Annotated in this window: 14 protein-coding genes; 8 read left to right on the top strand and 6 right to left on the bottom strand. The window is 66.9% G+C overall.

Annotated elements, in window-relative coordinates; translation table 11 throughout:
• Nucleotides 1–9 precede the first annotated feature (9 nt).
• Nucleotides 10–735, bottom strand: a complete 726-nt coding sequence (gene pcaH, locus ACAM54_RS21795) for a protocatechuate 3,4-dioxygenase subunit beta (RefSeq protein ID WP_209500843.1) — start codon at nucleotides 733–735, stop codon at nucleotides 10–12.
• 107 nt (nucleotides 736–842) lie between these two features.
• Between pcaH and ACAM54_RS21790 the strand changes: the two genes are divergently transcribed.
• Nucleotides 843–1829 (top strand): LysR substrate-binding domain-containing protein, encoded by a 987-nt coding sequence (locus tag ACAM54_RS21790; RefSeq protein WP_192322401.1) that lies wholly within the window; start codon nucleotides 843–845, stop codon nucleotides 1827–1829.
• Here ACAM54_RS21790 and ACAM54_RS21785 read toward each other — a convergent pair.
• Nucleotides 1826–2260, bottom strand: a complete 435-nt coding sequence (locus ACAM54_RS21785) for a DUF1841 family protein (protein WP_192322402.1) — start codon at nucleotides 2258–2260, stop codon at nucleotides 1826–1828. The genes ACAM54_RS21790 and ACAM54_RS21785 overlap by 4 nt on opposite strands.
• A 285-nt stretch (nucleotides 2261–2545) precedes the next feature.
• Here ACAM54_RS21785 and ACAM54_RS21780 point away from each other — a divergent pair, with 285 nt between their 5' ends.
• The 7 genes from ACAM54_RS21780 to ACAM54_RS21750 all read left to right on the top strand — a co-directional run bounded on the left by ACAM54_RS21780 (nucleotide 2546) and on the right by ACAM54_RS21750 (nucleotide 14609).
• Nucleotides 2546–5746: a hypothetical protein gene (locus ACAM54_RS21780; protein ID WP_369648908.1), complete on the top strand. Its 3201-nt coding sequence runs from the start codon at nucleotides 2546–2548 to the stop codon at nucleotides 5744–5746.
• A gap of 84 nt (nucleotides 5747–5830) precedes the next feature.
• Nucleotides 5831–6334: a peptidoglycan-associated lipoprotein Pal gene (gene pal / locus ACAM54_RS21775; RefSeq protein WP_192322404.1), complete on the top strand. Its 504-nt coding sequence runs from the start codon at nucleotides 5831–5833 to the stop codon at nucleotides 6332–6334.
• A gap of 81 nt (nucleotides 6335–6415) precedes the next feature.
• A complete protein-coding gene (locus tag ACAM54_RS21770; RefSeq protein WP_369648907.1) occupies nucleotides 6416–9487 on the top strand; it encodes a Mur ligase family protein in 3072 nt (1023 codons plus the stop codon).
• The gene (locus tag ACAM54_RS21765; RefSeq protein ID WP_145740164.1) at nucleotides 9484–9780 is read left to right on the top strand and encodes a hypothetical protein; all 297 of its coding nucleotides are present in this window, start codon (nucleotides 9484–9486) and stop codon (nucleotides 9778–9780) included. The genes ACAM54_RS21770 and ACAM54_RS21765 overlap by 4 nt, the downstream gene beginning before the upstream one ends.
• Before the next feature lie 80 nt (nucleotides 9781–9860).
• Complete coding sequence (locus ACAM54_RS21760; protein WP_145740166.1) at nucleotides 9861–11705, top strand: peptidase domain-containing ABC transporter; 1845 nt, start codon at nucleotides 9861–9863, stop codon at nucleotides 11703–11705.
• Between the two features lie 37 nt (nucleotides 11706–11742).
• Entirely contained in the window at nucleotides 11743–13059 is a 1317-nt protein-coding gene (locus ACAM54_RS21755; RefSeq protein WP_145740168.1) for an HlyD family type I secretion periplasmic adaptor subunit, read from the top strand.
• Nucleotides 13056–14609, top strand: a complete 1554-nt coding sequence (locus tag ACAM54_RS21750; RefSeq protein WP_369648906.1) for a TolC family protein — start codon at nucleotides 13056–13058, stop codon at nucleotides 14607–14609. Before ACAM54_RS21755 ends, ACAM54_RS21750 begins: the two co-directional genes overlap by 4 nt.
• 27 nt (nucleotides 14610–14636) lie before the next feature.
• Here the strand turns inward: ACAM54_RS21750 and ACAM54_RS21745 are convergent, their stop codons facing one another.
• The 4 genes from ACAM54_RS21745 to ACAM54_RS21730 are packed head-to-tail and all read right to left on the bottom strand — an operon-like array spanning nucleotide 14637 to nucleotide 18849.
• On the bottom strand, nucleotides 14637–16067 hold the full coding sequence (locus tag ACAM54_RS21745; protein ID WP_369648905.1) for a sigma 54-interacting transcriptional regulator: 1431 nt from the start codon (nucleotides 16065–16067) through the stop codon (nucleotides 14637–14639).
• A 24-nt stretch (nucleotides 16068–16091) separates the two neighbouring features.
• Nucleotides 16092–17876, bottom strand: coding sequence for a TadG family pilus assembly protein (locus ACAM54_RS21740; RefSeq protein ID WP_369648904.1), 1785 nt, complete (start codon nucleotides 17874–17876; stop codon nucleotides 16092–16094).
• Nucleotides 17873–18373 carry a TadE/TadG family type IV pilus assembly protein gene (locus ACAM54_RS21735; protein WP_369648903.1) on the bottom strand — a complete coding sequence of 167 codons (501 nt, stop codon included), beginning with the start codon at nucleotides 18371–18373 and terminating at the stop codon, nucleotides 17873–17875. Before ACAM54_RS21735 ends, ACAM54_RS21740 begins: the two co-directional genes overlap by 4 nt.
• The gene (locus ACAM54_RS21730) at nucleotides 18370–18849 is read right to left on the bottom strand and encodes a TadE/TadG family type IV pilus assembly protein (RefSeq protein ID WP_369648902.1); all 480 of its coding nucleotides are present in this window, start codon (nucleotides 18847–18849) and stop codon (nucleotides 18370–18372) included. The genes ACAM54_RS21735 and ACAM54_RS21730 overlap by 4 nt, the downstream gene beginning before the upstream one ends.
• Between the last annotated feature and the right edge of the window lie 39 nt (nucleotides 18850–18888).

Genomic DNA, 18888 nt, shown 5'->3' with positions numbered 1-18888 from the left:
CCTTCTTGCTCAGCGGTTTTCGAACGGCGTCTCGTCGGCGCCGCGCAGCACGACGTCGAACTGGTAGCCCAGTGCGTAGCCTTCCTCGGTGATGTCGAGGCTGAAGTCGGCAATCAGCCGGTTGCGGTAGCGCTCGGGGGTGCCGGTGACCATGGGGTCGTACTGCAGCAGCGGATCGCCGGGGAAATACATCTGCGTGACCAGGCGGCTCGCAAAGCTCTGGCCGAACAGCGACATGTGGATGTGCTGCGGGCGCCAGGCGTTGGGGTGGTTGCCCCAGGGGTAGGCGCCGGGCTTGATGGTGAGGAAGCGGTAGCGGCCCTCGCTGTCGGTGAGGCAGCGGCCCGCGCCCAGGAAGTTGGGGTCCAGCGGCGCATCGTGCTGGTCGACCTTGTGCACGTAGCGGCCGGCGGCGTTGGCCTGCCAGATTTCGACCAGCGTGTTGGCCACCGGGCGGCGGCGTTCGTCGAGCACCTGGCCGGTGAGGATCATGCGTTCGCCGAGCGGCTCGCCGTTCCTGCGCGCATTGCGCGTCAGGTCGTGGTCGAGCTCGCCGATGCTGTCGTGGCCGTACACCGGCTGCTGCAGTTCGCCGAGCGAGGCCTTCAGCGGGACCAGGGGCTTTTGGGGGCCGCGCTTCGCGGTCGACTTGTAGCCGGGGTAGATGTAGGAAGGGTGGGCCTTCCAGTCGCGGGGGGTAAGGATGGCGGGGGAGGCCTGGGTTTTCGTCAACATGCCGTTGTCTCCTGTCGTGGGACGAATCGAATTCGGAAGCTGAACTTTAGAAGTCCCGTTCGATGATGTAAATTGAAGATTGGTCTGTTTTGCATAACCATCAGTAATTGAAAACTCCCGCCGACCTTCGCCAGGACTTTGTGCGCAATGTGCAGCTGCGCCACCTGCGCTGCCTTGTCGCGGTGGCGCAGGAGCGCCATCTCGCGCGCGCCGCCGAGCGGCTGTCGCTGAGCCAGCCGGCGGTGTCCAAGACGCTGTCCGAGCTGGAGGCCATCGTCGGGGCGCGCCTGGTCGAGCGCGGCAATGCCGGGCGGCGCGGCGTGCAGGGGCTCGCGCCGGCGGGCGAACAGCTGCTGGTCCACGCGCTGCGCGTGCTCGAGGCCATCGACGCCAGCGCGCAGGCGGTGGCGCCGGCTTCCGGCGAGCGCGTCGAGCGGCTGCGCATCGGCGCGCTGCCGAGCGTGGCGCCGGCGCTGCTGCCGGCGGCGCTCGCGCGCTTTCGCGAGCGCTGGCCTTCGGTGCAGGTGGTGGTGAAGAGCGCGGCCAACCCGGTGCTGCTCGATGAGCTGCGCGCCGGCGAACTCGACCTGGTGGCGGGCCGCATGAGCGATCCGCGGCTGATGGGCGGGCTCAGCTTCGAGCTGCTCTACACCGAGCCGCTGGTGTTTGCGGTACGCCCCGGCCATCCGCTGGCGAACCGGTCGACCCGGGCGGTGTCGGTGCAGGCGGTGCTCGATTTCCCGCTGGTGGTGTATGGCGAGGGCACCATCCCGCGCCACAACACCGAAAGCTTTCTGTCGGCCCGCGGCCTCGCGCTTCCGCCGCACGCGCTGCAGACGCTCGACGTTGCGGTGGCGCGCGGCCTGGTGGCGGTGTCCGATGCGGTCTGGATCACGCCGCTGGGCGCCGCGCGCGGCGAGCTGGCCGACCAGCGGCTGGTCCGGCTGCGCATCGAAACCGCCGGCACCGACGAGCCGGTGGGCCTGCTGCTGCGCAGCGACGCCGAGCCCTCGGCGCTGCGCAGCGCCATGGCCGCGCTGCTGCGCGAAGGCGCCAGGCAGCAGGGCGCGCCGCCTTCCCGGAAGGCCGGTTAGTCCTTGGTTGCACGCCGCTGCACGCACGCGACGTAGCCGTCGCCATCGGGCGGGCGGCCGGCGCGCTGGCTCTCCCACATCATCTGGCCGAGGCACTCCATGGCCTCGTGATGCGCGTCGAGCAGCGAGCCACGGCGGGCAGCCAGCAGCTCGACGGCCTGGCGGATGCCTCGCGGCTGGTCGATGGAGCACTGCTCGCTGATCGAAAGATGCATCGACAAGTGCAGGAACGGGTTCTCGCGGCCGTTCGAACCGTCGTACACGCGGGCCACGGCGGCATCGGCGTCGGCCAGGTCCTCGTGGTATTCGGGGTGCGCGTCGATCCATCCCGCGGCAATCGTCTCGAGCGCTTCCATCGGCAGGCCTTGGAGGTGCTTGGCGTACACGTCGCAAAAGAAGCGGCGCACGTCTTCCTGGGAGGGATTGAACATATCTGTATGGAGAAGCTGGAAAGGAAAAAGAGGGGAGAGAAAACCGCGCGCCTGCAGCTCGAAAGGTGCCCGATGTTCCGGTAGCGGGACGTTACGCCGTAACGTAACGAATGGTCAAAACAGCATCCAAAGCGCTGTTTCGGTCGATCGCGCGGACACCGGTTTTCAGAAAAATATCCATAAAAATCAATAGCTTGCGTTCTTGACGACCCGGTGGCTCAAAAGAGTTGGCAGCACGGCACGCTAGTTGCCCCTGTAGATGCATCTTTTGTCACAGAGGCTGTCATGAACGCACCACAAGCACCGACCAATTCGACCGAAGGACTTGCCGCCAGTGGCGTTGCTCCTGTGGTCATCGCCCAAGCCACCAGCACACCGCTCGGCGCACCCGCCGCGATGAGCTCGTCGGCACCTGCCGCCGCTGCGGCGGCACCCGCCAGCGTGGGCACATTGTCCAATGCTACGCCGGGCGTCGCGGTGATGCGCGAGGGTGTCCGCATTCCGGTGGACGGCAACCAGACCCTGATCGCGGGTGACCGCGTGATCGTTCCCGAAGGCGGACAGGCCAACGTCCTGTTCCCCGGCTCGGCCACCAACAAGGCGCCGCTGGCCGGCGTCTTCACCGGCGGCACCGACGCCACCATCGGCTCGACCAAGCTGCCCGGCGGCCTCGAACAAGTGAATGTGGACGTCGCCTCGGGCGACCTGCAGGTGACCCCACCCGACAGCGACGCCGACGCGGCCGCACTGGCCGTCACCAAGAAGGTCGCGGCCGGTAGCGGCCTTGGCCTCGGCGAATTCGCGCTCGGCGCACTGGGCGCGGCTGCGCTTGGCGCCGCGCTGGGCGGCGGTGGCGGTGGCGACGGCGGCGGAGTGATCCCGTTCTTCGCCGGCGGTGGCGGTGAGGGCGATGCGGATGCAGACGCCGACGCGGATGCCGATGCGGATGCCGACGGTGATGCAGACGCCGATGCCGACGCTGATGCTGACGCTGATGCTGATGCTGATGCTGATGCTGATGCTGATGCTGACGCTGACGCTGATGCTGATGCTGATGCTGATGCCGACGCAGATGCAGATGCAGATGCAGATGCCGACGCAGACGCAGATGCAGATGCCGATGCCGACGCAGACGCAGACGCAGACGCCGACGCCGACGCAGACGCAGACGCAGACGCAGACGCCGACGCAGACGCGGACGCAGACTCCGATGGCGGCGACAGCCTGCTCGATCCGGGCGATGGCGCGGCCGGCGGCCTGGTCGGTTCGATCGGCGACACCGCGGGTCTTGGCGACTCGCTCGACCCGGTGCTGGGCGTGGTCGACGGCGTGACCGACGTGGTCGACGACGTGCTGGCCCCGGTGCTCGGTTCCGAGTTCTCCGAGAACGATCCCAACCAGCTCGATCCGGCGGACGATTTCGTCGAGACCGTGGCTGAAGGCGTGGGCGGCGTGGCCAGCCCGATCGTCGATGGCCTCCTGGGCGAAGGCGCGACGGGTGCGCTGGTCGACCAGCTGGTCAAGCAGGTCGACTACGTCACCGACGCCCTCCAGAACGGTCTGGACAACCTGGTGGGCGAGGAAGGCATCCTGAGCGGCCTCACCGGCAGCCTTGGCCTGGACGGCGCGCTCGAGGAGCTCGTGGGCGACGACGGCGTGGTCGGCAACGTGGTCGAAGGGCTGCTCGGCCAGGACAGCCTCCTCGCCGGACTCGTCGGCGAAGAAGGCCTGGTGGGCGGCCTGCTCGCCGAAGGCAGCGCGCTGGACGGCCTCATCGGTGAAGGCAGTGCCATCGGCAGCCTGCTGGACAACGTGGTCGGCGACGAAGGCATCGTCGGCGGCCTGCTCGGCGACGACGGCGCCCTTGGCGGCGTGCTCGGCGGCGTACTGGGCGAAGAGGGCCTGCTGGGTGGCCTGATCGGCGGAGGAAGCCCCGTGGGCAGCCTGCTCGGCGGCGATGGCGTGGTGGGCGGCCTGCTTGGCGGCGACGGCGCGCTGTCCAGTCTGCTGGGCAGCGACGGCCTCTCCGGCGGCCTGCTGGGCCAGGACGGCGTGGTCGACAACCTCCTGGGCGCCGACGGCGCAGTGGGCGGCCTGCTCGAAGACAGCCCGCTGGGCGGCTTGCTCGGCGGCGAAGACGGCCTGCTCGGCGGCGTGACCGATGGCGTGCTGGGTGAAGACGGTCTGCTGGGCGGTGTGCTTGGCGATGACGGCGTGGTCGGCGGGCTGCTCGGCGAAGACGGCTTGCTCGGCAGCGGCGGCGCCATCGGCAGCCTGCTTGCCGAGGACGGCCTGCTCGGCGGCGTGCTCGGTGAGGATGGCCTGGTCGACAACCTGCTGGGCGACGAGGGCCTGCTGGGCGGTGTGCTCGGCGAAGACGGCCTGCTGGGCGGCCTGCTCGGTGGCGACCTCTTGGGCGGTGACTTGCTCGGTGGCGATCTCCTGGGAGGCGTGCTGGGTGAAGACGGCCTGGTCGGCAACCTGCTTGGCGGCGACCTCTTGGGCGGTGACTTGCTCGGTGGTGATCTGCTGGGCGGCGTGCTGGGTGAAGACGGCCTGGTCGGCAACCTGCTTGGCGGCGACCTCTTGGGCGGTGACTTGCTCGGTGGTGATCTGCTGGGCGGCGTGCTGGGTGAAGACGGCCTGGTCGGCAACCTGCTCGGTGGCGACCTCTTGGGCGGTGACTTGCTCGGTGGCGATCTGCTGGGCGGCGTGCTGGGTGAAGACGGCCTGGTCGACAACCTGCTTGGCGGCGACCTCTTGGGCGGTGACTTGCTCGGTGGCGATCTGCTGGGCGGCGTGCTGGGCGAAGACGGCCTGGTCGGCAACCTGCTCGGTGGCGACCTCTTGGGTGGTGATCTGCTCGGTGGTGACCTGCTCGGCGGCGTGCTGGGCGAAGACGGCCTGGTCGGCAACCTGCTCGGTGGCGACCTCTTGGGCGGTGACTTGCTCGGTGGCGATCTGCTGGGCGGCGTGCTGGGCGAAGACGGCCTGGTCGGCAACCTGCTCGGTGGCGATCTGCTGGGCGGTGACTTGCTCGGCGGTGACCTGCTCGGCGGCGTGCTGGGCGAAGACGGCATCGTCGGCGGCCTGCTCGGTGGCGATCTGCTTGGCGACGATGGCCTGGTCGGCAGCCTGCTCGGCAGCGATGGCCTGCTCGGCGGCGTGCTGGGCGGCAGCGGCCCGGCGGCCAACATCCTGGAGCCGGTGCTCGACACCGCAAGCACGCTCGGCGAGGCACTGGAGCCCGTGGTGGCCGCCGTGTCCGAGGTGGCAGAGCCCGTGACCGACATCCTGGCCGGCGCAACCCCGACGCTTGACCCGGTGATCGAGACCGTCCACAACAGCCTGGTGCACACCGTGGAGGACGCCGCGCCGATCGTGACCGACGTGGTGACCCCGATCACCAGCCTGGTGGACCAGGCCGCCGGCACCGGCAGCGTGCTCACCCCGGTGACGAACATCCTGCACGGCCTGCTGGGCTAAGGAACAAGAGCAGTAGAGGAGAAGGAAGAAAAACAACGCACCAGGGCCAGGCCGCCACCGGCCTGGCCCGAGAAAGGATTTGATATGAAGAACAGCAGCAGCTACCGGATACTGACCATCGTCGCCCTTGCAGCAAGCCTTGCCGCTTGTGGAACGGCCTCCAAGAGCGGACGCGAAGACGCGACCTACTACTACTCGAACAAGGCGCCGGTGGCGAAGGTGGAACCGCCCCCGCCCGCACCGGTGCAGAACGGTCCCGTCGCGCTGAAGATCGTGTACTTCGACTTCGACAAATACGACATCAAGCCGCAGTACCGCAACGTGGTGGAAGCGCATGCGAGCTATCTCAGGAACCGTCCCGCCAGCAAGGTGGTGATCGAGGGCCACACCGACTTGCGCGGCGGCCGCGAATACAACCTCGCGCTGGGCCAGCGCAGGGCCGAATCCGTGCAGCGCGCGCTCACGCAGCTTGGCGTGCCGGGCGAACGCATCGAGGCCGTCAGCTGGGGCATCGAAAAACCTGCATCGCTCGAAACCACCGAGGAGGGCCATCAGCTCAATCGCCGAGCCGAATTCAGCTACCGCTGAAACACGGAGAAACGCGATGCCTTCGATGGGAGTTCCCGGTCCGGGTGCGACCGGCCTCCCGCATTCGACTGGGGCCGAATGATGTCCTTCTCCGACCAGCTCCATGCCTGCCACGAGCGCCTGGTCTCGGTGTGTGCGGCGTTGCCGGCGCCTTATCCGGCCTTTACGCTTTTCTTCTCGGTGAGCGACGGGTCGCAGCGCGCGCACGTGGTGCACGCGCGCGCGGCCGACTTCGAAACCGCGTGGCACGAAGGTGCCGAGGCCGTGGAGCGCTGGGTGCGCGACTGCGGCATCGTCTCGCCATGGCTGCGCATCGACTGGGTCGAGGGCGCAAGCCCGATGGACTGGGCGCAGTTCAAGGCCCAGCTCGCCGGCGTCAAGCGCAACTACTTCCGCCTCGGCCTGGCCTTCGACCAGGACTTCGAGACCGCGTTCACCGAGCAGGAGCTCAACGCCAACGCCATGCTGAGCGGCGATTCGACCATTGCGCATGCGGTGGTGAATGTGCGCAACTTCGAGGCCTATGGCCAGGCGCGCTTCGCACGTGCGCTCCCGCTCGAGCTGCCGGCCGACCGGCGGGTCTACCTGCTGGCGACGGTGGGCGTCTTCTGCCAGGCCGACGGCGTCGTGCACAAGCTCGTGGGCACGGGGCTCGATGCCGGACGCCGCCAGGCGCCGGCCCTCACTCCGCAGTCGGCGCTCGACCTGGTGCGCAGCGGCGCGTCGTACCTCGCGCGCCAGGTGCAGGACGACGGGCTCTTCGTGTACGGCTACTTTCCGTGCTTCGACCGGCGCATTCCGACCTATGACGCGATGCGCCACGCGAGCGTGCTGAGCGCCATGATCGAGGCGTGGGAGCTCGTGCGCGACGACAAGCTGCGCCTGGCCATCGACCGCGCGCTCGATCATCTCGCGAACACGCTCATCCGCAGCTACACGCTCGCCGACGGCACCGAGGTCGCTTTCCTCGTCGACACCGGCGAAGAGATCAGGCTGGGCGGCAATGCCGCCTGCGTGCTGGCCCTGGTCAAGTACTGCGAGGCCATGGACACGCGCGACTGGCTGCCGCTGCTGGAAAAGCTGGCGCTGGGCATCGCGTCGCTGCAGGACGGCGCCACCGGCAGCTTCAGCCACGTGCTGCATGCCGGCGACCTGCGCGTGAAGCAGGCCTCGCGCGTCATCTACTACGACGGCGAGGCGGCCTACGGCCTCATGCGCCTTTACGGCCTCACGCGCGATGCAAGGTGGCTCGCCGTGGTCGAGAAGGCCTTCGACCACTTCATCGCGAGCCAGCACTGGCAGGCGCACGACCACTGGCTGAGCTGCTGCGTCAACGAACTCACGCGCTGGAACCCGCAGGAAAAGTACTTTCGCTTCGGCCTGCAGAACGTGGCCGGGTACCTGGACTTCGTGCTCGACCGCAAGACCACCTTTCCGACGCTGCTCGAGCTCATGCTCGCGGCCCAGCAGATGCTGCAGCGGCTCGAGGCCACGCCCGCCATGCGGCACCTGCTGGACGAGCTCGACACCGAGAAGTTCTACCGCGCGCTGGAGTACCGCGCCCACTACCTGCAGAACGGCTTCTTCTGGCCCGAGATGGCGATGTACTTCCGCCGGCCTTCCACCATCGTCGGCTCCTTCTTCATCCGGCACCACGCGTTCCGGGTGCGCATCGACGACGTGGCGCAGTACGTGTCGGGCTTCGTGGCCTATCGCCGCTACCTGCTGGAGCGCCCGGCCGTGCCCGGCGCGGGGAGCGCGAGGGACGACGGCGGCGCCGCCTGGACCGCGAGCGAAATGGCGCGCGTGACCGGCGGCGAATGGGTGGTGCGCCCGGAAGACGGCTGGCGCGCCAGCGGCGTGACGCAGCGCTCCTTCCTGCGCAAGGGCCGCGTGGTGTTCGAGCACCAGCCGCGGCCCTCGAAGACGCCGCTGGCCGCGGTGGCGCTCAAGGGCGTGCTGCAGCCGGCGGCCGCCGTGCTGTGCACCGATCCCGCACCGCACCTCGACAAGCGGGTACCGGTGCTCCAGGTGGACGACGTGCCGCAGGCCGTGCTCGCGCTGGGCGCGCATGCGCGCACCGAATTCACGGGGCGCGTCTGCGGCGTGCTGGGCAGCGGCACGACCGGCAGCACCGTGGCCGCGATGCTGGCCGACGCCCTGGCCGTGTGGGGCGAGGTTGGCCGGCCCGAAGGCAACGTCAGCCTGCCCTCGGGCATGGCCTGGAACCTGACCTGCATGCCGCGGCATGCGGCCTACTGGGTGCTGGAGATGGGCTCGCCGCACATGCTGGCCTCGACCCAGCTGGTGCGGCCGATGCTGGCCGTGGTGACGGGGCTGTCGGCCGCGTCGCAAAAGCACCGCGGGCCTTCGGAAGCCGCCGCGCGCATGGACAGCCGCATCTTCGAGGGCATGGCGCCCGGCGACAGCGCGGTGCTGAACCGCGACCTCCCCGAGTTCGCGACCTTTGCCGAAGCCGCCATGGCGCACCAGCTGCAGATCGTGACCTATGGCGAGCACAGGGACGCCGACGTGCGGCTGCTCTCGTTCGACCATGGCGAGGTGCAGGCCCAGGTGCTCGGCGAGCCGTTCCAGCTTCGGCTCAATGCGCCGGGGCGCCACATGGGCGCGAGCGCCGTGGCGGCGCTGGCGGCCCTGCAAGCGATGCGCCTGAAGCTGGCCGCCGCGGTCGAGCCCTTTGCGCAGTTCGAGCCGCCGGGCGGACGGGGCGCGCTGCACACCATCCACATCGGCGGCGGCAGCTTCAAGCTGATCGACGAAACCTACGACGCCAACCCGAGTTCGATGCGCGCCGCGCTCGAGCTGCTGTCGCAGGCACCCTGCGAGCCGGCACGGCGCGTGGCGATCCTCGGCGACATGCAGGAGCTCGGCCCCGCCGCGCAGCGCCACCACCTGGACCTGGAGCCCGAGCTGCTCGCATCCCAGCCCGACCGCGTGCTGCTGTGCGGCCCGCTGATGCGGGCGCTGCATGCGCGCATCCGCACCAAGGTGCGCTCGCACTGGTTCGTCGATGTGTCCGATCTGTCGACCGCGCTGGGCGGTCTGCTGCAGCCCGGCGACTGGGTGCTGGCCAAGAGTTCTGCCGGCGTCGGCCTGTCCCGGCTGGCCCGGGTTCTGAAAGCATTGCCATGATCAAACTGAATGCCCAAGCCTCCTTGCCCTACCGCCGCGAGGCGGCGCCGCAGCGCCGGTGGTGGCTGGGCTGGCTGCAGCTGCTTTGCGCCTGGCTGCTTTGCATGTTGCTGTGCGCCAACGTCGCGCTGGTGCTGGCGCAGGGCCTGCCGAAAGACGAGGCGGCGCCGGTCGCGGCAAGAAAAGCGGCGGACTGCAGCCTGTGGGTCGAGACCGCCAAGGATGCTGCGGCGGCCCATGCCGAATCGGTGTCGCACACGCTGAGACGTATGTCACGCTGCAGCACTTCGTAAGCATAGATTTTGTCTTGTAACAACTGGGTAACAGTCGATAATGGCGCAGGCGTCATTGCCGGACGGATCGGCCCTTTCCCATGATCAAGTTTCTCTTGCCCAGCCAACTGGTGGCCGAGGTGCCCGAAAAACCAGGTGCGAGTCCGTATGCGGGTGCCCTGCACACCGCGTTCCGGGCTGCCTACCCGCTGGTCAAGAGCGCGGCCTGGCGCTCGCTGCCCATCAGCCTCTTCGGCCTGCTGCCATCGATCTTCCTGCTCCAGGTGTATGACCGCGTGCTGTCGCGCAGCGGCGTCTCGACGCTGGCCGCGCTGGTGTGCGGCATCCTGTTCTTTCTTTGCATCGAGTTCTGGCTGCGGTCGGGGCGTTCGCGCCTGTTGCGCAATGCGGGCGCCATCATCGACCACGGCGTGTCGGGCGCGCTGCTGCATTCGATGCTCAATCGTCCGCTGCGTGCGCTCGAAGCGCGCCCGGCCTCGATCTGGCACCAGTTCTTCCGCGACGTGGCCTCGGTGCGCGGCACCGTCACCGGCGGCCTGGCGCAGTCGATCTTCGACTTGCCGATGGCGGTCTTCGCACTGGCCGTGATCGGCATCGTGGCCTTGCCGGTCTTGCCGGTGGTGGTGCTGTTCCTTGCCATCATGGTCTTCCTGGCTTGGTGGTGGGCCGACGAGGTGCGCAGCGGGCGGGTCGAGGAAGTGCAGCGCGGCCGCGGCCTCGACCGCATGACCTCGGAAATCTGCAACGCGCGCGAAACGCTCAAGACGCAGGCCAACGACGGTCCCACCATCGAGATGTGGCGCCAGTCCTATAACTCCTGGCTGAGCGAAAGCTTCAGCAAGAACGGGCAGATCGAAACCGCGCGCGACGGCACCACCGTGCTGATGATGGTCTTCTCGGTCATCGTGGTCACGGTGGGCGCCATTTCGGTGATGGAGCAATGGATGACGGTGGGCGGCCTGGTCGCCTCCAACATGCTGGCCCTCAAGGCGCTGCAGCCGGTGGCCGGCCTGGTGTCGAGCTGGCGCTCGCTGGCCGCGGCCAAGGAAGCGGCCAAGCGGCTCGAGACGGTGCTCGGCGAGCCGGTCGAAAAGGCACCCACCGGCATGACGCTGCCGCAGCCGCTGGGCCGCGTCACGCTGAAGGACGTGAGCTTCAGCTTCACGGAAGACGCGCACCGGCCGGTGCTCGAGAACGTCGACCTCGACATCGGGCCGGGCGGGCTGCACGTGATCGTCGGGCGCAACGGCGCCGGCAAGTCGACGCTGGTCAAGCTGCTCTCGGGCCTGTACACGCCCACGCGCGGCGTCATCAGCATCGGCGAGTACGACCTTTCGCAATTCGGCCGGGAAGAGCTCTCGCGCTGGATCAGCTACCTGTCGCAGGAGGTGTACTGGTTCGGCGGCCCGCTGATCGACACCATGCGCCGCACGGCCCCGGGCCAGAGCGACGAGCAGGTGGTGGCGGCCTGCAAGCTCTCGGGCGCGCACGACTTCATCTCGCGCATGCCCGACGGCTACCGCACCGTGGTGGGCGAGGGCGGCACCGGCCTCTCGGTGGGCGAGCGGCGCAAGCTCGCGCTGGCCATGAGCTTCCTGCGCAAGCCCTCGGTGCTGGTGCTCGACGAGCCCAGCAACGACCTCGACTTCCAGAGCGAGCGCACCCTGCTTGCCACGCTGCTCGCGGTGGCCAAGGTGCGCACCGTGGTGGTGGTCACGCATTCGCTTCGCATCGTGTCGGCGGCCAGCGTGGTCTACCACGTGACCGGGCAGGGCAACGTCGAACAGGGCACGGCCGCCGTCATGGTGCCGAAGCTCTTCGGCGTGAAGAAGGCGCTGGTGGCGCTCCCCGATTCCACCGCGGGCGAGGACGATGCCGAGGCGCATCCGCAGCAAGGCGCCGCCGCCAACCGTTCCATGGCCTGAGCAGCCGATCGATCGAAGAGTAATTGGGGACCGCGACTTGAAATCAGATTTGCCGCAGATACTTCAGGACGAGGATCACAAGCGCGCCACGCAGACATCGCCCGAGGGCCGGCGCCGAAAGTGGGTCATTGGCGGTGCGGTTGCGCTGCTGGCCGTTGTGGGCCTGGGCTTTCCGATGGAAACCGTGGTGGTGGCGCCGGGCCGCGTGATCCCGTCGGACCGCGTCAAGTCGATCCAGCATCTGGAAGGCGGCATCGTCAGCAACGTGCTGGTCAAGGAAGGCGACAGGGTCACGCAGGGCCAGTCGCTGGTGGAGATCGACCTGGGCGGCAGCGGCCTCAATTTCGAGGAACTCACCGCGCGCTATGCCGCCACCCAGGCCACCCGCATCCGGCTCATGGCCGAGAGCCGCGGGCAGCCGCTCAGGCGCGAGAGCTTTGCCGCCGACATCGACGAGAGCGTGCTCGACGGCGAGACCGGCGCCTACGAGGCGCGCGCGCTCGAGCAGCGCGGCGTAATGGCCGGTGCGGTGTCGGGCCTGGAGGGCGCGCGCAGCAAGCAGCTCGAGCAGCAGGCCAAGGTCAAGGGCCTGAACGACCGCCTCGCGCTGATGCAGAAGGAACTCGAGATCTCGGAACAGCTGCTCAATGAAAAGCTGGTCGGGCAGGTCGAGGTGCTCGAGAAGCGCCGGCAGGTCGAAGGCGTGCGAAGCGAGCTGGCCGTGGCGCGCCAGGGCGCCATTTCCGCGAGCGCCGCCATCACCGAGGCGCAGGCCAAGATGGCCGAGGCCGAAGGCCGCTTCCGGCGCCGCGCGTCCGACGAGCTGGCCGCCGTGGAGCGCCAGTTCGCGAGCCTGAGCGAAGACCTCGCGCGTGCACGCACCCAGCGTTCCCGCACCATGGTGAAGGCGCCCGCCGACGGCATCGTCAAGGGGCTGCGCAGCGCCAGCCCGGGCTGGGTCATCAAGCCCGGCGAAGCCATCATGGAAGTGGTGCCCGACAAGGACGAGGTCATGATCGAGGCCCGCCTGAATCCGAACGACCGCGGCTTCGTCGAAGTCGGCCAGGCGGCGCGCGTGAAGATCACGGCCTACGACTACCTGCGCTACGGCGCGGTCGAAGGCAAGGTCACCCTGGTGGCCGCCGATGCCGACCGCGATCCGGCCATTGCCAATTCGGCGCCGTACTACCGCATCCTCGTCAGCACCGACCAGGCCTACGTGGGGCGCGAAGAAAACCGCGTCACCGCCGGCATGGAGTCGGAGGTCGACCTGAAGGTGGGGACCGATCCGTTCATCTGGTACATCCTTCGTCCCGTGCTCAAGCTGCGGCGCGAAGCCTTCCGCGAACCATGATGGGCCGCAACCTGGCTGGCCGGCGCCGAACGGGCCCCGGTGTTCTTTGCGCAGTGCTGTGCGCGAGCTTCGCGCTTCCTCCTGGCGCCCTGGCGCAGGAGGCGCCCGCGCAGCTGGCGGCGGCGCGCCGGCTTTCCGCGCCGTCGATCGGCGCCGCCAGCTATGCGCAGCGCGTCAAGCAGGCGCTCATTGCGCTGTCGCAGGACTACCCCGAAGTGCAGACCGCGCAAGCCGCCGCCAACACCAGCAGCTTTGGCGTGGACGCCGCCAAGAAGGCCCGCTACCCGCGCTTCAAGATGGGCACCGCCTCCGGCACCTACAACAGCGGCGCGGACAACGCCAGGAGCGAGAGCTACACCGTGCTCACCGCCGAGGCGCGCCTGAGCCTGATCGACGGCGGTGCCATGAACGCCGCGGTGCGCGCCGCCGAGGCCGGCAACCAGGCCGACGACGAGGCCGTCGCCACCACCTCGCAGAAGGTGGTGCTCGATGCACTGACCGCCTACCTGCAGGTGCAGCGCTTCGACCTCAAGAAGCAGATTGCGCGCAAGTCCACCGAGGTGGTGGCCGAGCTCTCGAAGGCCGAGGCTCGCCGCGTGGCGCTGGGCGCCGCCGGCGAGAACGACCTCAACATGGCGGCCGCGCGCCGCGCCAGCGTGGCTGCGCGCGAGTCCGACTTCCAGGCGCAGCGCGACGAGGCGCTGGCCAAGTTCAACACCTACTTCAGGTTCACGCCCAACACCGATTCGCTGCCCGTGCTGGCCGCGCCCGCGTACTGGCGCATCGCCTCGCAGGAAGAGGCCCTGCGCCGCGCCGAGGAGCGCAGCACCGAGATCGCCGAAGCCAAGGGCCGCGTGGCGCGCGCCCAGGCCCTGGTCGACCAGCAGGAGGCCAGCATCTGGCCGACCGTGGACGCGGTGGTCGTCAAGAGCAAGGACCCGCGCGGCGTGTCGCCGCAAGACCCGACGCGCGCGGCCTTCGAGCTCAACTGGAACTTCGGCAACGGCTTCGACCGCCAACTGCGCCTGAAGTCGGCCCTGGCCGAAGTCGCCAACCAGGAAGCCAAGCTCGAAGGCGTGAAGCTCAACCTGCTGGAGCTCACCTCGGCCTCATGGGCGCGCACCGTGTCCGGACGCGAGCGCGAGCGGCAGCTGGCGGAGGCCGTCAGCACATCGGGCCAGGCCTTCCGCGGGCGCCGCCGGCTGATGGAATTCGGCCGCGAAACACTGCCCGCGGTGCTCGACGCGCAGCTCGACTACTACAACCTGCTGTTCGACTACGTCGACGCCGTGTTCGACCTGCGCATCACCGAGCTGCGCCTGGCGCGCACCACCGGCGAACTGCGCATCGACCCGGACGCGAGCAACGCCTGGATCGACCGCATCTTCGGCCCGCCGAACCGCCCCGCGCTGAGCGAAGACGGCCTGCTCACCGCGCTGTGCATCTCGAGCAACGCAGGCTGCGCGAGCGAGCCCGTGGCCGACCGCGGTGCCACCGCAACCGCGGCGAACCCGCCGCTGCGCCGGGCCGCGCGGCTGGCAAATCGCTGATCGTTGGTTGGCTGGATCGAAGCGAGTTCAGACATCCTCGGGGATGCCCGGCTCGCCGTCGAGGATCTGGTACTTGCGCATCTTCTCCCACAGCACCTTGCGGCTGATGCCCAGGTGCTGTGCCGTGTCCTGGCGCTTCCAGTCGTTGATCTCCAGCGCCGCGATGATGCGGTTGCGCTCGCTGCTGTTCCATCCCTTGCGCTCGCCATTGCCGTCCAGCGCCACGCCGTTCATCGCGCCGCCGCCATGGCCGTTGCGCTCCGCCGCGCCCGAGGCCAGCGTCGGCGTGCCGCGCGTGAGCGCGATGGCGCGCTGGATCAGGTTCTGGTCCCAGCTGTGCAGCTGGCGTGCGATCACACCCACCCGCTCGGCCAGGTTGCGCAGCTGCCGCACGTTGCCGGGAAAGTAGGTTTCGGCCACCGCATCGCTGAGCCAGTGCGGCGTTTCGCCGAGCGCCTCGAGCTCGTCGCCCAGCACGTTGGCCAGCAGCGCCTTGAAGATCGCGATCTTGTCGATCTCCCCGCGCTCCTCCAGGCTGGGCACGTGCAGCTCGATCACCGCGAGCCGGTAGAACAGGTCGGCTCGGAACTCGCCGCTGGCCACCATCTCGCGCAGGTTGCGGTTGGTGGCGGCCACCAGCCGGAAGTCGACCCGGATCGGCGCCGTGGCACCCAGCCGCGTGACCGCGTTGTCCTCCAGCACGCGCAGCAGCTTTACCTGCTGGTAGCGCGGCAGGTCGCCGATCTCGTCGAGGAACAGCGTGCCGCCCGTGGCCTGCTCGAAATAGCCGCGATGCGCATGCACGGCGCCCGTGAACGAGCCCTTGGTGTGGCCGAAGAACAGCGACTCGAAGAGACCATCAGGAATCGCGCCGCAGTTCACCGCCACGAACGCGCCCTTGCTGTAGTGCTGGTGCCCCAGGTGCAGCTGCTGCGCGATGCGCTCCTTGCCCACGCCCGTTTCGCCGCGCACCAGCACGCTGTGGTTGCAGTCGGCAAAGGCCGCCACTTCGGCCAGCAGCGACTTCATCGCATCCGAATGCGCCACCAGCACATCGGGCGCCTGCGGCGCCACGTCGCGCGCACGCAGCTGCCGCACCAGCTTGGCCACCATCGTGCGCAGCTCGGCGCAGGTGAAGTCGTAGGGCAGAACGTGCAGGTACTCGGGCGGATAGGTGCGCGAGTCCCGCTCCCGCGAGGCCGCCGCCACCCAGATCACCGGCATGCCCTGCAGCAGCTCGGTGGCATGCGCCAGGCCGCCGCTGTCGATCACCGTGACGCTGAGGATGGCCACCGAAGGCCGCAGCGCAGTGCCGCGGTCCTGCTGCGGAGGCGGCAAGCCATCGGCCCGGATCACCTCCACATCGAAGCTCGCCATGCACCGCGCGATACGGTCGAGGATGTCGGCCTTGCCTTCCCAGACAAAGAGGTCGAGTTCGTCGAAGTTGGGGGCGGTCATGAATCGAGGAACAAAGGGGGCACGCTAATAGACAAGCTTGGCCTCGCCGCACAGAAGAGACAGAAGGCGGACATCGGCATAGCCGAGCTGCACACCGAGCAGATTTAGCAGCGGAACGATGATCGCATCGAGCAAGCTGAACAATGGAGCCAGGATACTCAGCACGAAAGCCAGCAATGGAGACAGGACGTCGCCCAATCCGAGCGGAAGAATCCCGAGAGCCACGAGGGTCAAGTCCCACTTTGTGGCGGCGGTGAAATTGCCGAGCGTATTGGAAAGAACAGAGCCGACGGCGTTGGAGTTCACGGTCTGGATATCGTCACCGTCGCCGATAACGCCGTTGAACGTGAGGGTCTGGTAGTTGGTATCGGGGATTTCTGCTTGCACAGGTATCTTGGCATTGACCTGCAGGATGGGAAGTAGACCCCCGATCAGGGCGATCTCGCTGATCTTGACGCTCGGCATCGCCTTGCAGTCGACAGGGACAGTCGTGTTCAACATCAAGGTATCGGAAACGCTCGCGATGCAGATGCTCGCAAGCCCAGGCTTGGCCTCTATGGCGACTCTGCAGTCGGCCCGGTCATTTGCGCACTGGATATTGCTCAGTCGAGCATTCCCTTGGGCAACTTCGATGTAGATCGGTAGGCGCAGCAGCGTCACCTTGACTAACCAAGAGAGCCCCGGGATTTCGTTGGTATCCACCAGCGTGACATCGAGGCGCATTCTCACTGCGGCCGAATGTGCCTGTGTGCGCCAGTTGCCCTGGCCGTCCTTTCCCGCAGGACCGATGGCGATGGATGGCGGTTCGACAACCACAAGCTGCACATCGGCTTTGGCCAGTGCACCCAGATCGATAGCCGTGCCGAGCTTGACCAGATTCTTTCCATTGGCGATCTGGGCCGAGGTGGTCAATAAATCCAATACGTTGATCGCTGCACTGGCGGCTCCCTCTGAAGAAGGTGTGGTGACCTTGATCAGATCGCCAAGCCTTACTTCTGCAGACTTCACATTGGTAGAAATGATGGAGTTAAGTGCTTGTACCGCCAACGTATTGGAAGTACCGAGAGCCTGAACCATGGCTAGCATGAGGTCATTCAACTGAATTCGCGTGTTGAGAAGCTCATCCACCGTTCCGACATTAGGAATGACGGTGATCAGATCAAGCAACCGAATCTGTGCGCTCGCTAGGCCTTGATAGTCCACCAACCTGAGACTGATCTTGTTGCCGGTCCCGAGCAATGCACTCAGGAGTTGATTGACAGCACCCTCGTTGAGGCCAGCAACGCCTGTGCCCAGAGAAAACGAAGCGATCGGATCATTTGCCGCTACTGCCTTGGCCCGAATTGTTCGATCCGCATCAAAAAAAGGAAGAATGGCAATAGGGGCCTTGCTGATCGTGACGCGAACGGCATTCAGGTTACTGGCTGCAGGCTCAAAATGATCGATAGTTGTCTTGGCAGGATCCCATTGGCCGCATTCGATATCTCCGTCGACCAGCATAAAGGTTGGAGGGAGATTCCGGCTCGGATCTGTGTTGCTGGCGCCATTGGCACTAAGCTTTGCAGCAGTTATGGCGTTCGCACAACCGCCTGCAACTGATATCTGCTGAGCACCGGCGAGCGCGGCCAGGTCCGCAGATTTTTGTAGCTCACGCTTCATAAAAAAAAGATAGCCTAGTTCGGTCCCGATGAGAACGATGACTATCAGACTAAGTGCAATGGCGAGATTGACGAGCAATGAGCCGTGCTGAACCTTCAGTGGACTTGACGAATTGGATCGGTTTCGAAGCGCATTGAGCTTCGGATTCATGTGGACGGCTCCTCGAATGCTTGTACAGCGGTGGCTTGGCCGACCACGTCGTTGGGCATCCACAGACTGGTGTCCAGCAAGGGCAACGATGGCAGGATGCGATTGGCGCTGTAGTCATAAGCAACGGACACCGTGGCGCGGCGATCGATGCTACCCACGCTGACATTGACTTTCGTGTTCAACTTGACCCAGGCGAGGCGCTCGGCAAGGCTTCCATTGCTTTCGATCGGCACCACGAGTGCAGCGGCGAGTGAGTCATATACTGCTCCCTGGATCTTGGGATCGTTGGTGACTAGCTTTGAGGGCAACATCGTCACAGCCCGCGCACCGTCCTCCGCCGCTCGCGATACCACTTGCTGTATGTACAGGACGGCACCAAATGTGGTGATCCCATATGTGATCAGGATCATCACTAGGAAGACAAATGCGAATTCAATGGCGGCAACGCCTCGTTGGCGACGGGCGGACGTACCCTTTCGAAAGTACTCTGCTTTCATAAGGCTCTCCCATCCAACAGCATGCTTGCCTGCACCGCCAGCACATCGGGAATCGCAAAATTCGGCAGAGGTGGAAGCAGCTGTGAGAGGCCGATTGCGGTGATCTTTACTGTCACCTGGCAGCGTTGCTCCCATGCAGCACCGCAGGCACGTTTGGCCGGATCGCAGTTGTTGCCTTCGACTTGGCACACTGTCGCAACCACCGTGGGATTGGTTGGAAATAGTCCATCCATCTGGAGTTCTGCGATGGCTTTCGCCTTCTGCTCGCGTCCGGGGATATCGGTTTGGTAGCGCAATGCTGCCCGCGCTCCATCTTCAGCGGCGTTCTGCATGGCGAAGCGAAACGTGAATATGACACCGAGGCAAATAATGGCGTATACGACCGTGAAAAAGACGAGAAATACGAAGGCATACTCGATCGCATACACCCCGCGTTGGTGGCGGAGAGATGAGAAGGGTGAACCGGTCGCCTTCATGATGTAGTGGCGGGCTAGTCGTATGTCGGGTGTGCTGCG

The sequence above is a fragment of the Variovorax sp. V93 genome, assembly GCF_041154485.1.
Classification (GTDB): Bacteria; Pseudomonadota; Gammaproteobacteria; order Burkholderiales; family Burkholderiaceae_C; genus Variovorax; species Variovorax beijingensis_A.
Note: the sequence above shows the minus strand (reverse complement) of the source record. Positions and strands in the feature narration are given on the sequence as shown.

Bases quoted from the DNA above. Each gene is read 5' to 3' on its own strand.
- pcaH (WP_209500843.1), bottom strand. From the start codon at position 735: ATGTTGACGAAAACCCAGGCCTCCCCCGCCATCCTTACCCCCCGCGAC.
- ACAM54_RS21785 (WP_192322402.1), bottom strand. From the start codon at position 2,260: ATGTTCAATCCCTCCCAGGAAGACGTGCGCCGCTTCTTTTGCGACGTG.
- ACAM54_RS21780 (WP_369648908.1), top strand. From the start codon at position 2,546: ATGAACGCACCACAAGCACCGACCAATTCGACCGAAGGACTTGCCGCC.
- pal (WP_192322404.1), top strand. From the start codon at position 5,831: ATGAAGAACAGCAGCAGCTACCGGATACTGACCATCGTCGCCCTTGCA.
- ACAM54_RS21770 (WP_369648907.1), top strand. From the start codon at position 6,416: ATGTCCTTCTCCGACCAGCTCCATGCCTGCCACGAGCGCCTGGTCTCG.
- ACAM54_RS21765 (WP_145740164.1), top strand. From the start codon at position 9,484: ATGATCAAACTGAATGCCCAAGCCTCCTTGCCCTACCGCCGCGAGGCG.
- ACAM54_RS21760 (WP_145740166.1), top strand. From the start codon at position 9,861: ATGATCAAGTTTCTCTTGCCCAGCCAACTGGTGGCCGAGGTGCCCGAA.
- ACAM54_RS21750 (WP_369648906.1), top strand. From the start codon at position 13,056: ATGATGGGCCGCAACCTGGCTGGCCGGCGCCGAACGGGCCCCGGTGTT.
- ACAM54_RS21745 (WP_369648905.1), bottom strand. From the start codon at position 16,067: ATGACCGCCCCCAACTTCGACGAACTCGACCTCTTTGTCTGGGAAGGC.
- ACAM54_RS21740 (WP_369648904.1), bottom strand. From the start codon at position 17,876: ATGAATCCGAAGCTCAATGCGCTTCGAAACCGATCCAATTCGTCAAGT.
- ACAM54_RS21735 (WP_369648903.1), bottom strand. From the start codon at position 18,373: ATGAAAGCAGAGTACTTTCGAAAGGGTACGTCCGCCCGTCGCCAACGA.
- ACAM54_RS21730 (WP_369648902.1), bottom strand. From the start codon at position 18,849: ATGAAGGCGACCGGTTCACCCTTCTCATCTCTCCGCCACCAACGCGGG.